Genomic DNA, 12,889 nt, shown 5'->3' on the forward strand with positions numbered 1-12,889 from the left:
CTGGCGCGCTCGTCGCGCTTGAGCGCCAGCGGGTGCCCGCCGGAATCCAGCACTGCCACGCACAGGGGCTGCAGGGCCAGCCGCCGGCCTTCGGCGAGAGCGGCATCGACCATCAGCGAGGCCAGTTCCAGAGTGAGTCTGCGCATGCCGGTCATCCCCGCGCCGGGACGGGACGCTTGCCAGCCGCCACCGCACGCTGCCGGGTATGCAGCTCGGCCCATTTGACGGTGTTGAAGTCGCTCACCTTGTAGGGGTCGTAGCCCGGCACCTGGGGCTCCATACGCTGCCCGCCGAGGTAGACGCCGCGAATGCGATCGCGCTCCTGCAGGATCGCGACGTTCTCCAGGGGCGAGCCGTCGACACGGATGAAGTCAGCCCGCCGCCCCACCTCGATGGCGCCCACCGGTTGCGTGGCCGACAGCATGCGCGCCGAGACGGAAGTGGCCGCGCGCAGCGCCTCGGCCGGGGTGAAGCCCAGCCAGTCCACCAGTATCTCGATCTCCCGCGCATGCCATTCGCCGTACGGCGTGATGGCGAAGCCGCTGTCGCTGCCGGTCATGAAGGGCACGCCGGCCTCCCGTGCGCGGCGCAGGTTGCGGCAGCCAATGTCGATCACCCGCTGTTGCATGGCCGCGTATCCGCTGCGGGTGGAGGGCTCGTAGTCCTCGGCGAACTCGACGTTGTTAGCCAGCATGGTGAAGGTGGGCGCCAGGTGGCTGCCGGATTCGAGCATCGCCTCGATGCAGGCGTCGTCGAGGAAGAACGCGTGGAAGATCACGTCGACCCCGGCGCGGGCGGCGTAGAGCACCGCTTCGCGGCCGTAGGCATGCACCGCCACCTTCTTGCCGAGGCGATGGGCCTCTTCGACCATCGCGCGGGTCTCCGCCTCCGTGAAGGCGGCGATGTGTTCGCCATTGGCCCGGCGTTGGGTGCCGTCCATGGCGATCTTGATGAGGTCGACGCCATCCTTGGCCTGGCGGCGGATTTCGGCGATCTGCTCGTCACGGGTGGCGCACAGACGTCCGGTAAAGTATTCCGGCGTGCCGACCCAGCTGGGGAACCAGTCGTTGAGGCTCTGGCGGTTGGCGATCACGTTGCTGCTGGCGGCGATGCGCGGGCCGGTGAACAGGCCGGCGTTGATGGCGTCGCGCACCGCAATGCTGCACTGGCCGGCGTCCCCGGGCACCACCACCGAGGTGTAGCCGGCGGCCAGCACGTGCTGGGCGAAGAACAGGCCGCGCAGGGCGCGGAATTCCGCCGAGACGTGGAGGTCGATGTCCTCCTCGCTCTTGGCGTTGCCGAACACCAGGTGGGTGTGGACATCCACCAGACCGGGCATGACGAAGTGCTCGCCGGTGTCGATCAGGGTTTCCCCCGGCAGCGGCTGCGGGGCGCTCGCGCGGGTGCCGACATGGCTGAACAGGCCGTCTTCGATGATCAGCGCCTGGTCGTGGCGGGGCTGGTCTTCCAGGCCGGTGAACAGGGTCTTGCAGTGGACGTGGAGTCTGGGCATGGCGGTCTGGCCTCTTGTTGTCGTGCCATCACGCTACCCAGCGCCCCCGGAGTGCGGGAAGTGAAGTTTGCTGCTGGCCGGGCATGAAGGAAATTGATGGCCGCGCGCGTCAGGCGGCCACTTCCGCCAATAGTCCACGCAGCCAGACCAACGCCGGGTCGCCGTCCTGGCAGGCGTGCCACTGCAGCACCTGGCGGGTGGCAGGGAACCCCAGCGGCGGGTCCAGCAGGCGCAGCGGGAAGCGCCGTGCGTAGAGTCGCGCCAGGCGGCTGTGGAGGGTCGCCAGGCATGGGCCACCGACGACAAACTCGGGGATCAGCCCGAACTGTTCGACGGCCACCGCGACGCGCCGGTCCAGGCCCTGGCCGGCGAGGAATTCCGCCTCCATGCTGCCCTGGGCGCCGCACCCCGTCTCACGCACCACATGGGGCGCCGCCAGGTACAGGTCCAGCGTCAGGCCCTCGGCCAGCGCCGGGTTGTCTGCGCAGGCGATGACGCTGAAGCCATCCTCGAACAGGGACTGTCGCGGATGGCGTTCGGAGCCGTGGGCATGGGGCAGGATCACCAGGTCGCAGTGCCGTTGCTCCAGAGCCTCGTCCACCAGGCCGCCGGCCTCGCCGCCGCGCTGCGGGACCAGACTGAGCAACTGCAGGTCCACCCCGGGCGCCACCTGGGCCAGGAGCTGGCGCAGCGCCGGCAGCAGCACCGCCATCACATAGTCGGAGGCCATGATGCGGAAGCGTCGCCGGGCTTGCCCGGGCTCGAAGCGGACGTTGGCGAAGGCGATCCCGCGCGCGCCGTCCAGCACCTGGTGGATGTCGGGGTGAAGGCGCTGCATCAGTGCAGTGGGCAGCATGCGCCCACCCACCAGGACGAACAACGGGTCCTGGAAGTGTTCGCGCAATCGGCCCAGGGCGGCGCTCACCGCCGACTGGGTCAGGTGCAGGCGGTTGGCCGCCCGGGTGACGTGGCGCTCGAGAAACAACGCATCGAGCACCACCAGCAGGTTCAGGTCGAGACCGTGGAAGCGCACACCGGCTCCTCCGTATTGGCAAGCCCCTCCAGCCACAGACCGCCCTCGGCATCGGTCGTTACCGCAAGGGTCTGCAGCGACTGGCCGAGGCACGGGCCGAGCACGCAGAAGCCGTTGTCGGGACGGAACAGCGCGCCATGGGCGAAGCACACGATGTGCTGTCCATCTCCGGACATGAAGCGGTCCTTGCGGTACTGCATGGCCACGTCCAGATGCGGGCAGAGGTTGCGGTAGACCCGCACCTGGCCGCGCCAGCGCAGGGCGAGCACGGTGTCACGGCCATGACCCCAGGGGTCGAACCCACGGGCACGGCCCTCCTCCAACTGGTCGTCGTGGCAGAGGTAGTTCAGATCGTCGGGCACGGCCGGTCTCGGAAATGCTGTTGGGGCGCAGGCTGCCATGGCGTGCCGGCCCCAACCAATCGCGAGTGGCGATGCGAGGTATCGCCCGCCGGGATACTCAGGCCTGGACCGCGCGCACGTCGATCCGGGCCGCCTGCTCGTCGGCGATCAGCTTGTCCAGCACACGGCGGGCGCGCACCGCGGCTGCATCGCCGTGCAACAGGACCGGCTTCAGGGACCAGAAATCGGCGTCACCGATCATCCCCTGCTGGGCTTCGAGCATTGGCAGGTCCTCCGTGCTGAACGGCTGGTTGAGGGCGGACACCTGCTCCTCGGCGATGCGCTCACCCAGCTCGCCCATCTCGCGGGGGATGGGGAAGGAGAACCAGTAGTGGGTGGTGGTGTCGGTCTCCGGGGTGAACAAGTGCGGCAGCGGGGTTTCCCGGCCCTGGGCGCGCGGCTGCCCGGTAGGCACCGCGCCGGCCAGCAGGAGCATATTGGCCGGAGCGTCCCAGCGCACGTCGATCCAGCGGTCCACCGGCGTGCCGTGGGCGATGCCCATGGCGCCGTAGAGGAAGTCCGGCATGATCTCGGCGACGGTCTGGCGGTACGACCAGATCGTCTCGCCCTGCTGCTCGACGCGGGTGATTGCCTGGCTGACATCACTGCTGCCGAGGGTGCTCGGATGCAGATATTGGATGTGGGACAGATCGAGGATGTTGTCCGACTCCAGCACGTAGTTGGCCCGCGCATGCAGGTATCGCTTGGCGACGTAGTAGCGGGTCGGGTCCATGCAGCCGAAGTCCGGGATCGATGCCTCGTCCGCCGCCTCCACGTCGCCCATCCAGATCCAGATGACGCTGTGTTTCTCCACCACCGGGAAGGCCCGTACCCGCGCCGCCCGGGGGATGGCGCCATCACCATGGGGATTGCGAGTGCAGGCGCCGCTGCCGTCGAACTCCAGTCCGTGGTAGGCACAGCGCACCTGGCCGTCGCACAGCGTGCCCATGGACAGCGGCGCGAAACGGTGCGGGCAACGGTTGTGGATGGCCTGCACCTTGCCGGCCTCGTCCCGGAAGAAGAGCACGGACTCGTTGAGCAGGGTCCGGGCGAATAGTTCGCCGGTCTTGACCTCATCGTCCCAGGCGGCGACGTACCAGGTGTTGTTCAGGAATTTCATCTTGTTCTTGTCCTCATGGGCGTTTCGACAGAGTTGCCTGCATCGAGCGCCCGTCCCCCTGATATGCTCGCGCCTTCCCGCCGTGGCAGCGGCAGAACAGGCTCGCGGGACGGCCGATCGAGCAATGTAAGCACCGCTCACATTAGTCATCCCCTCAACTTCGGTCAATGGTTATTCGGCATGAACGAGACACGTGCGTACCACCATGGAAACCTGCGCCAATCACTGATCGACGCAGCGCTGGAGGCAGTCGAGCAACAGGGCTACCAGGCCTTGTCATTGCGCGACCTGGCCCAGGTGCTGGAGGTTTCCAGAGGAGCGCCCTACAGGCATTTCGCCGATCGCGATGCGCTGTTGCGCGCCTGCGCCTGTGAAGGTTTCCGCCGGCTACTGGACGCCCACGACAAGGCGACGCAGGAAACCGGCACGGCCGGGGACAGGGCGCAGGCGGCCTGCCGCGCCTTCCTCGCCTTCGCCGAGGCGCAACCGGGACTGTTCCTGCTGATGTACGACTCGGGCCTGCTGCAGCAGGCCGAGGACGAAGATGAGCTGGGCGCTCTGCTCCACCAGGTCTACAGCGGCATCGCGACCACGTTGCGCGAAGCCCTGGAGGAAACCGATGACGACCGTCTGCAGGGCCGCCTGATCGCCATGTGGTCGACCCTCTACGGTTACGCGCGCCTGCGCCAGAGCAATATGCTCAAGTCGTACATGCTGGGGGCACTGAGTCGCGAGCAGACCGAGGCGGCGGTGATCGCCGCCGCCGTGGGGCCGCTGCCGGGCCGCTAAGCGCTCCCAAACAAGCGGTGCTTGCGGCGCACCTTGCGTGCCGACCGTGTTGGGGGGAGCGATTTCATTCGAGAATGAAATCGCTCCTACAGATCCAGCACCAGCCGAGGGCTACGCGAGCGCGAACAACAAGGGGTGAACTGGTCGTTTTGCGCCTGCTCGGCGGCGGTAAGAAACATATCGCGGTGTTCCGGCTCCCCCTCCAGCACGCGGGTCAGGCAGGTGCCGCAAATGCCCTGCTCGCAGGACAGCGGCAGGTCGATCCCAGCCTCCAGTAGCACATCCGCGACGCTGATTCCTGCGGGCACCTGGAAGCAGCGTCCGTCTCTGGCGAGCTGTACCTCGAACGCCCCCTCCTCGCCCCCAGCCACGGGCTCGGCGGAGAAGTACTCGCGGTGCAGGCCGGCCTCCGGCCAACCGGCCCGCCGGGCCTCGTCGAGCACGTGGTTCATGAAGCCGCCGGGACCGCACACATACAGGTGATCGCCAGCGCGGTAACCGCCCAAGAGCTCGAATGCTCGCAAGCGCTGATCTTCACCCTGGTCGTCGAAGTGAAAGGCCACCTGGCTGCGGAAGGCGGAGCCGCGGATGCGTTCGACGAAAGCGGTCCGCTCCGGCGAGCGGCTGCAGTAGTGCAGCTCGAAGGCGGTGCCGGCGGTCGCCAGCCGTTCGGCCATGCACAGGATCGGGGTTATCCCGATACCGCCGGCGAACAGCAGCGTCCGGCCGGAAGAAGGCTCCAGCGGAAACAGGTTGCGCGGCTCGCCGATGCGGATCGTCGCCCCCTCCGCCACCTGCTCGTGCATGGATCGGGAGCCGCCGCGGGAGGCAGGATCCAGCAGCACCGCGATCAGGTAGCGATGGCGTTCGTCCGGGTGGTTGCACAGGGAGTACTGGCGCACCTGGCCATTGGGCAGGTGTACGTCGATATGAGCGCCCGCGCTGAACGGCGGCAAGGGGCCGCCGTCAGCACGAGTAAGTTCGAAACTGCAGACGCCTTCGGCTTCCTGCTGTTTGCGCGTGACCGTGAGCTCGATCATGGATCGCTGACCTCGGGGATGAGACAAGGCCGCGCATCCGCCAGGGCGGATGCGCGGGGGAAGTGGAAGGGGGTTCAGACCGGCCGAGGGCTCAGATGGGCTCGGCGGTGCGCGCCAGCATGGCCTTGGTCAGACCGATGCGGTCGAAGCTGGCGTCGTGGGCCATCTCGCGATCCCCGGCGAGGATGGAGTTCTCGCTGATGTATTTGCAGCGCTCGAAGCGGCGCGCCATGAAGCGCTCCAGGCGTGCTTCCAGCGAACCGCCGCCGGCCAGTTCCAGGCTCAGCACCAGGGCGTCCTCAATGGCCATGCCGGCGCCCTGCCCCAGGTGCGGCGTGGTGGCGTGGGCGGCGTCGCCAATCAGCAGCACGCGCCCCTTGAACCAGGGCTCGTCGACGAACACCACCTCCATGGGCTTGTACACCACCTGGCTGCTGTCGGTGATCTGCTCGCGCAACTCGCCCACCAGGCCGCCGATGTGCTTGATGCGGTCGCGCATCAGCTCGGCGAAATGCTCCGGCTCGTACCAGGGGTTACCCGGCTCGTGGGAAGTGGAAAACATGTACATCAGGTTGTCGGCCAGTGGCACCAGGCCGGCGTTGCCCTCGGCGCCGGTGTAGCTGGCCAGGTGGTCGATCGAACTGTGCCGGGGGAAGTTGTAGCGCCACACCGCCTGGCCAGTGAAACGCGGCGTGTAGGTCTCACCGAAGAGCATGCCGCGGATCTTCGAGTAGACGCCGTCGGCGCCCACCACCAGGTCGTAGCGGCCGGTGCTGCCGTCGGTGAAGGTCACGTCGACGCCCGTGGCGTCCTGTTCGAAGGACTCAACCGTGAGCCCGAGGCGCACCTGGGCGCCGAGTTCGATGGCGGTGCCGCTCAGCACCTGGTGCAGGGCCAGGCGCGAAATGCCGACGTTGGCCGGGTACTCCGGGCCCGCCAGTCGCTGACCGGGGATCCGCACCCGGGCGTTGCCCTGCAGGTCGTAGATGCCCACGTCGTCGAAGGCATAGGCGGCGTCCAGATAGCGATCGAGAACGCCGAGTCGGGCCATTTCACGCACCACGTTGCTCTGCTGGATGATGCCGACGCCGTAGACAGTCCACTCGGACTTGATCTCCACCAGGTCCACCGGGATGCCCTGGCGGCGCAGCGCGATGGCCGCGCAGAGACCACCGATGCCACCACCGACGATGAGTACCTTGCTGATATCGCTCATGGATGAATCCTTGTTCTTGTTGTGTGACGCACGGGACATCGCGAGCACGGCGGCCCGGGCGAGCGTTTTCGGGAAGGGGGACCGCAGAGCGGTCCTTGGAAGCACAGGCTAGGAAGGCGGGAACAATTTGACTAATCGTTAGTCGGGATGCAGGGTATCGCGAAAATAAATACAACAAGAGACGCCTGACATGCGCTTCAAGCACCTGGACCTGAACCTCCTGGTGGCTCTGGATGTACTGCTGGAAGAACAGAACATCACCCGCGCCGCCGCCCGCCTGCACATGACCCAATCGGCCACCAGCGGTGTGCTGGGCCGCCTGCGCACCTACTTCGAGGACGACCTGCTGGTTCAGGTGGGCCGCAAGATGATGCCCACCCCGCTGGCCAAGGAACTGGAAATCCCGGTACGCGAGGTCCTGCTGAAGATCCAGACCTCCATCACTGCCAAGCCGGTCTACGACATTTCCGAGAGCAAGCGGCACTTCCGCATCATGGCCTCGGACTACCTGATCAGCGTGCTCTTCGCCGAGGTGATCCGCGAGATCAACCACGAGGCGCCCCAGGTGACCTTCGAACTCATCAGCCCCGGCGAGACCGCCGTCGAGATGCTGATGCGCGGCGAGGTGGACCTGATGATCGCGCCGGAGCACTACGTCGTGAAGGAACACCCTTCCCAGCTGCTGTTCGAGGAGCAGCACGTGTGCGTGGTGTGGGACCAGAACGCCAGCGTCGGTGAGCGCCTGACCCTGGAGCGCTACCTGGAGCTGGGGCACGTCAGCGTCGCCTTCGGCCGCAGCCGTACACCGGGCATCGAGGAGTGGTTCATGTCCCAGTACGGCTGCAAGCGCCGCCTGGAGGTCATCACCCACGACTTCAACACCCTGCCCCAACTGGTGATCGGCACGGAGCGCGTCGCCACCATGCACAGCCGCCTTGCGCGGCTATACGCGCGCAATCTGCCGCTGCGCATCCTGCCACCGCCGGTGGAGTTGCCGGCGATGCAGGAGTACATGAGCTGGCACCGCAGTCTGGACCGCGACCCCATGCTGCGCTGGCTGCGGGAAAAGCTGATCGACATGCTCCAGCGGCCCGAGTCTCCGGTCTCGCCCTAAGCCTCAGGCACCCTGGCTCTGGTGGAACGCCCCCACCGCTCCGCCGAGGCTGGCGCTGAGTAGCTGCAGGCTGTCGGACGCCGCCTCCAGCTCGGCGCAGTCCCGCGCGTTCTGCTCCACCACCGCGCCCACCTTGCCCACCGACTCGTCCACCCGACAGACCATTTCATGCTGCTGGGCGGCGGCCTGGGCGATGGTCAGGCCGGTGCGTTCGAGTTGCCCCATGGCTTCGGTGATGGAGGCCAACACGCCGCTGGCGCGACCGGCCAGGTCCACGCCCTCGGCGGTCAGGCGCTGGCTGCCGCGCAGCCCCTCGGCGGTTTCCCGGGTCAGTTGGCCGAGCCGCTGGATCATCGCCTCGATCTCGCCGGTGGAGCTGCGCGTGCGCCCGGCCAGGGCACGCACCTCGTCCGCCACCACGGCGAAACCCCGGCCGTGCTCACCCGCGCGAGCCGCCTCGATGGCGGCGTTCAGGGCCAGCAGATTGGTCTGCTCCGCCACCGAACTGATCACGTCGAGCACCGCGGTGATGGCCTCGCTCTGGGCTTCCAGCACCTGCATGGACGCGGCGCTGCCGCTCACTTCCCGTGACAGCCGCTGCAGGCTTTCGCTGGCCTCGCGCATCAGTGCGTCGCCCTCGCGGATCAGCGTTCCCGCGTCCGCCAGGGCGGCCTGACTGCCGTCCACCTGGGCGCTCACCTGGGCCGCCGAACGGGTCATGTGGCGCATGGCGTCGGCAACGCGGTCGGCCTGCTGGCGCTGGGCATCCACCCCCTGCCCGGTGCGCTCGACCATCCCGGCCAGGGACCCGGCAGCCTGGTCGAGCCGCGCCACTTCCGCGCCTATCCGCCCGACCAGGGCGCGCAGCGCCGAGAGCATCTGGCCGATGGCTTCGCCCAACTGGCCCAGTTCATCTCGCCGCGCAGCGGGCAGCGGCCCCTCCTCCAGGTCGCCAGCCGCGACCCGTCGGGCGAGGCCGAGCATCTGCCGCAACGGTGCGACGATGGCGCGGCGGATCGCCAGGCAGGCGCCGACGCTCGCCACCAGCGCCAGTAGCACCATGGCCAGCAGCTGCAGGTCGAGGCGCTTGCGCAATGCACCATCGGCCTTGTCTCGCAGCGTCCGCTCCCCCTCCAGCAGGCCCGTCAGCTGCTGGGCGGCGCTAGCCATTCCGGCCTGGGCGTTGATGGCGGCTTCACCACTGGCGGCAAAGCGCAGGAACGCCTGGCGATAATGGTCCAGGGCTCGGCTCGCCTCGTCGAGCGAACCACGCCGCTCGCCGTCCAGGCGCGAGGTCAGGCTGGCCAGGGCACTGCCCAGCTCGCTGACCCGATTCTCCCAATCATCCCGGTAGCGCTTATGCGCCTCCAGGGAAAAATACAGTTCGGAGTCCCGCAGGTGGGCCAGGCGCGCACGCAGGCTGGCCGCCTCTTCCAGCAACTGCATCTGCTGCGGCTCCACCACGGCACCCTGCTCCAGCGCGAGATTGATGTCATCCGCCTGGTCGAGGAACAGCCCGCTGAAACGCTCGCCAGTGTCCTCCGCCAGACCCTGCATGCGCAACCGAGCGTCCAGCGCCACGCGGCGAGCGTCAGCATAGCCCCGGAAAGCCTCGAGATAGCCCTGAGAACTGGCCTCCAGGGCCGCCCGGAAGGCGTCTCCGGAGCCCACCCGTGGGGCCTCGTCACGCAGCCGGCGTAACCCGGCCTCGACCTCCCCTGCTGCGCCCGCCGACGGCGCCAGGCCATACGCCCGCTCCGCCAGGCGCGCCTCCGCCAGTGCAGCCTGGAGGCGGTCGAGTGCACGCAGCTGGGCCGCACTCGCCTGAGTGAGCAGCAGCGCCTGCCAGGCGGCCAAGGCCATGCCCAGGGTGCAGGCCAACACCAGGCCGAAGCCCAGCGACAGCTTGCCGCCGACGCTCAGGTGGCCGAGCCAGCGCCTCAGCGAGGTGGCGATTCTTTCGTGTCGTGGAGTGGTAACGGGCAAGGGCATCCTCCTCATCGGATCAGGCGCAGCAAGCGCGGCCGCGTACCCTAGCCAGCCCGGCTGCAAGCCAACCAATCGAGACTGGCGATGCGAGGCATCGCCGTTGGCCATGGTTGCCGCAAGGTATCTCGCCGGCAGATAGCTGGCATCCGAACAAGCGATTTGTCCAATTCCTACCCCCATGCGAGCTTGCCAGGGCCGCCCCAGCCGGGTGGTCGACGCCCGCATCACTGCCTGATGCGGGAGCAGTCATCCAGGGAGCGCCCGCCTTGCGCCCAGTGCCAACCGCCGCGAAGGCGCGTCCCGGATCAGAAGAAGGAAAACAACAACATGTTCCGTTACTTCCCTACGAACTACGTCTGGAATCTCTCGGTGGACCTGGCCCTGGAAATGGGCGCCCGTATCGGTGAGATCGTCGAGATGTGCGAACCCCTGCAGGATGCCGCTAAGCAACCCGACGCCGCCGGTACCCGGGCCTTCCGTGAAACCTGGTCGAAGATGGCCGACAAACTCTGTGACCTCGCCCGCGAGGACGAAGAGAAAGGCCGCCTGCTCTCGGCCGGCGAGAAATACAACCGCGCCGCCACCTACTACCTGACCTGCGAACGGCTCCAGGCCCACGGCGCCCCCGGCCGTCTGGAACTGTACCAACGCTTCCTCGACACCTTCGCCCTTGGCATCGCCCTCTCCGGCGAGAACTGCGAACGAGTGGAGATCCCCTACGAAGGCAAGGTCATCTCCGGCCTGCTCGTCCGCGCCGAGGGTGTGGAAGGCCCCGCACCTCTGCTGGTGCAGCTAAACGGCTTGGATTCCACCAAGGAAATGAAATACCGCGTCGGCCTGCCGATGTGGCTGGCCAAGCGTGGCGTGTCCTCGCTGCTGATCGACCAGCCGGGCACCGGCGAGGCCCTGCGCCTGCATGACCTGAAGGCCCGCTACGACGCCGAGCACTGGGGCAGCCGCGTCTTCGACTGGCTGGAGACCCGCGAGGACGTGGACGCCAGCCGCATCGGCTGCGAAGGCGTGTCCCTCGGCGGCTACTACTGCCCCCGCGTGGTGGCCTTCGAACCGCGCTTCGCCTGTGGTGTGGTCTGGGGCGCCAACCATGACTGGCGCGACGTGCAGAAACGCCGTCTGGAGCGCGAGGGTAGCTTCCCGGTGCCGCACTACTGGGAGCACGTGCGCTGGGTCTGGGGCGGCAAGGACGTCGACGAGTTCATGACCATCGCCGAGAACGTCCACCTGGACGGTGTGGTGGAACGCATCAAGGTCCCCTTCCTGGTCACCCACGGCGAACAGGATTCGCAGATCCCGCTGAAGTGGGCCCACCGTACCTACGAGCAGTTGGTGAACAGCCCGAAGCGCGAACTGAAGATCTTCACCCCGCGCGAAGGCGGTGTGCAGCACTCCAGCTTCGACAACTCCATCAATGCCGGCCAGTACATCGCCGACTGGGTCGCCGAGACCCTCGGCGGCCGTACCGCCTGATTGCCAAAACGAGAATCCGACCATGAAGATCATCGGACCTGATTACCTGGTGTTCGGCGTCGACGACGTCGACGCCTGCGTGCAATACCTCACCGACTATGGACTCAAGCCACGCGGTCTCGACGCAACCGGCGGCTACCTGGAAGCCCTGGACGGCACCGGCGTCGTCATTCGCCATCGCGACGACGCGCGCCTGCCGAAGGCGATGGAAACCGCCAGCACTCTTCGTGAAACGGTCTATGGCGTTGCCGACGAAGCGACTCTTCAGGCCATCGAGGCCGAGCTGTCGAGAGATCGCGACGTTGTTCGTGGTAAAGACGGCGTTCTCCGCGTAGTGGATGACATGGGCTTTGCCCTCGGTTTCCAGATTACCTGCCGACGCACTCTCGACCTGCCCGGCGAGATCAGCAACGCGCCTGGTTCCAGCTTCAGCCGCGAGGTCAATACCCTGGGCGCCAGCGACGAGCTGGCCGCCCTGCCCCGCAGCCTGTCCCATGTCGTCTACTTCGTCCCTGACTACGCCAAAGCGGAAGCCTTCTACCAGCGCATCGGCTTCGTCTGCACCGACCGCTTCACCGATGTCGGGCCGTTCCTGCGCCCGGCCGGCACCCTGGACCACCACACCCTGTTCCTGATCCAGACACCTCCGTTCATGAAGGGCATTGAGCACTTCACCTTCCACATGGGCGGCCCCACCGAAGTGATGCTGGCCGGCACCCGTCTGGTGGAGAAGGGCTACGAGTCGTTCTGGGGCCCCGGCCGCCACCAGTTGGGTTCCAACTGGTTCTGGTACTTCAACAGCCCCATGGGCTGCCACGTGGAGTACGACGCCGACATGGACCTGCACGACGAAAGCTGGACTGCCCGTGAGGCTCTGCCCGGCGCGGACAATTCACAGTATTTCCTGTTCCACTATCAGGAAAAATGGGCACCGGGTGGTCCGCCGCCCAAGCATTGACGCGCTCCGTCGTCATCGGCAGGCACACCCCCGGAGCCGCACGCCCCGGGCAAGGGGAACCTGCCGCCTCAACTCCCGGGAGCCGGCTGGCCCGGGAGTCTTTTTGCGCCCATGGCATGGTGACGATCAGTCACTTCGCCAACGCCACGGACCTCGCCCACAAGGCATGGGCTCCGCCTTTTTCATCCCCTCCGACCGGTGTTCCCCATGGCGACAGGCTGTAAGGGACAT

Annotated in this window: 11 protein-coding genes; 4 read left to right on the forward strand and 7 right to left on the reverse strand. The window is 67.2% G+C overall.

The genetic code is table 11. The features are described 5' to 3' along the window. Positions 1-151: 151 nt before the first annotated feature. The 4 genes from E8E95_RS07840 to E8E95_RS07855 all read right to left on the reverse strand — a co-directional run bounded on the left by E8E95_RS07840 (position 152) and on the right by E8E95_RS07855 (position 4,067). Positions 152-1,513 carry an amidohydrolase family protein gene (locus E8E95_RS07840; RefSeq protein ID WP_280349323.1) on the reverse strand — a complete coding sequence of 454 codons (1,362 nt, stop codon included), beginning with the start codon at positions 1,511-1,513 and terminating at the stop codon, positions 152-154. 109 nt (positions 1,514-1,622) lie between these two features. After that, positions 1,623-2,546, reverse strand: a complete 924-nt coding sequence (locus tag E8E95_RS07845; RefSeq protein ID WP_280349324.1) for a LysR family transcriptional regulator — start codon at positions 2,544-2,546, stop codon at positions 1,623-1,625. Then, positions 2,522-2,908 (reverse strand): Rieske (2Fe-2S) protein, encoded by a 387-nt coding sequence (locus tag E8E95_RS07850; protein ID WP_280349325.1) that lies wholly within the window; start codon positions 2,906-2,908, stop codon positions 2,522-2,524. The genes E8E95_RS07845 and E8E95_RS07850 overlap by 25 nt, the downstream gene beginning before the upstream one ends. A gap of 97 nt (positions 2,909-3,005) precedes the next feature. Continuing rightward, positions 3,006-4,067, reverse strand: a complete 1,062-nt coding sequence (locus tag E8E95_RS07855; protein ID WP_280349326.1) for an aromatic ring-hydroxylating dioxygenase subunit alpha — start codon at positions 4,065-4,067, stop codon at positions 3,006-3,008. Between the two features lie 180 nt (positions 4,068-4,247). Between E8E95_RS07855 and E8E95_RS07860 the strand changes: the two genes are divergently transcribed. Then, positions 4,248-4,856: a TetR/AcrR family transcriptional regulator gene (locus E8E95_RS07860; protein ID WP_280349327.1), complete on the forward strand. Its 609-nt coding sequence runs from the start codon at positions 4,248-4,250 to the stop codon at positions 4,854-4,856. An 86-nt stretch (positions 4,857-4,942) separates the two neighbouring features. Here E8E95_RS07860 and E8E95_RS07865 read toward each other — a convergent pair whose 3' ends face one another. Both E8E95_RS07865 and E8E95_RS07870 read right to left on the reverse strand, forming a co-directional pair. Continuing rightward, positions 4,943-5,896, reverse strand: coding sequence for a PDR/VanB family oxidoreductase (locus tag E8E95_RS07865; protein ID WP_280349328.1), 954 nt, complete (start codon positions 5,894-5,896; stop codon positions 4,943-4,945). A gap of 91 nt (positions 5,897-5,987) precedes the next feature. Then, the gene (locus tag E8E95_RS07870) at positions 5,988-7,112 is read right to left on the reverse strand and encodes an FAD-dependent oxidoreductase (protein ID WP_280349329.1); all 1,125 of its coding nucleotides are present in this window, start codon (positions 7,110-7,112) and stop codon (positions 5,988-5,990) included. Between the two features lie 190 nt (positions 7,113-7,302). On the opposite strand from E8E95_RS07870, the gene E8E95_RS07875 reads away from it, so the two are divergent. Next, the gene (locus E8E95_RS07875; RefSeq protein ID WP_077522268.1) at positions 7,303-8,226 is read left to right on the forward strand and encodes a LysR family transcriptional regulator; all 924 of its coding nucleotides are present in this window, start codon (positions 7,303-7,305) and stop codon (positions 8,224-8,226) included. Between the two features lie 3 nt (positions 8,227-8,229). On the opposite strand, the gene E8E95_RS07880 is transcribed toward E8E95_RS07875, so the two are convergent. Continuing rightward, positions 8,230-10,218: a methyl-accepting chemotaxis protein gene (locus E8E95_RS07880; RefSeq protein WP_280349330.1), complete on the reverse strand. Its 1,989-nt coding sequence runs from the start codon at positions 10,216-10,218 to the stop codon at positions 8,230-8,232. A gap of 324 nt (positions 10,219-10,542) precedes the next feature. On the opposite strand from E8E95_RS07880, the gene E8E95_RS07885 reads away from it, so the two are divergent. Next, positions 10,543-11,700: a prolyl oligopeptidase family serine peptidase gene (locus E8E95_RS07885; protein WP_280349331.1), complete on the forward strand. Its 1,158-nt coding sequence runs from the start codon at positions 10,543-10,545 to the stop codon at positions 11,698-11,700. 22 nt (positions 11,701-11,722) lie between these two features. Continuing rightward, on the forward strand, positions 11,723-12,658 hold the full coding sequence (locus tag E8E95_RS07890) for a VOC family protein (protein WP_280349332.1): 936 nt from the start codon (positions 11,723-11,725) through the stop codon (positions 12,656-12,658). Positions 12,659-12,889 lie beyond the last annotated feature (231 nt).

The organism is Pseudomonas sp. BN414 (genome assembly GCF_029871275.1).
Classification (GTDB): Bacteria; Pseudomonadota; Gammaproteobacteria; order Pseudomonadales; family Pseudomonadaceae; genus Metapseudomonas; species Metapseudomonas resinovorans_C.

Coding starts and splice junctions, on each gene's coding strand:
- E8E95_RS07840 (WP_280349323.1), bottom strand. CDS start 1,513: ATGCCCAGACTCCACGTCCACTGCAAGACCCTGTTCACCGGCCTGGAA.
- E8E95_RS07880 (WP_280349330.1), bottom strand. CDS start 10,218: ATGCCCTTGCCCGTTACCACTCCACGACACGAAAGAATCGCCACCTCG.
- E8E95_RS07865 (WP_280349328.1), bottom strand. CDS start 5,896: ATGATCGAGCTCACGGTCACGCGCAAACAGCAGGAAGCCGAAGGCGTC.
- E8E95_RS07855 (WP_280349326.1), bottom strand. CDS start 4,067: ATGAAATTCCTGAACAACACCTGGTACGTCGCCGCCTGGGACGATGAG.
- E8E95_RS07875 (WP_077522268.1), top strand. CDS start 7,303: ATGCGCTTCAAGCACCTGGACCTGAACCTCCTGGTGGCTCTGGATGTA.
- E8E95_RS07870 (WP_280349329.1), bottom strand. CDS start 7,112: ATGAGCGATATCAGCAAGGTACTCATCGTCGGTGGTGGCATCGGTGGT.
- E8E95_RS07885 (WP_280349331.1), top strand. CDS start 10,543: ATGTTCCGTTACTTCCCTACGAACTACGTCTGGAATCTCTCGGTGGAC.
- E8E95_RS07860 (WP_280349327.1), top strand. CDS start 4,248: ATGAACGAGACACGTGCGTACCACCATGGAAACCTGCGCCAATCACTG.
- E8E95_RS07890 (WP_280349332.1), top strand. CDS start 11,723: ATGAAGATCATCGGACCTGATTACCTGGTGTTCGGCGTCGACGACGTC.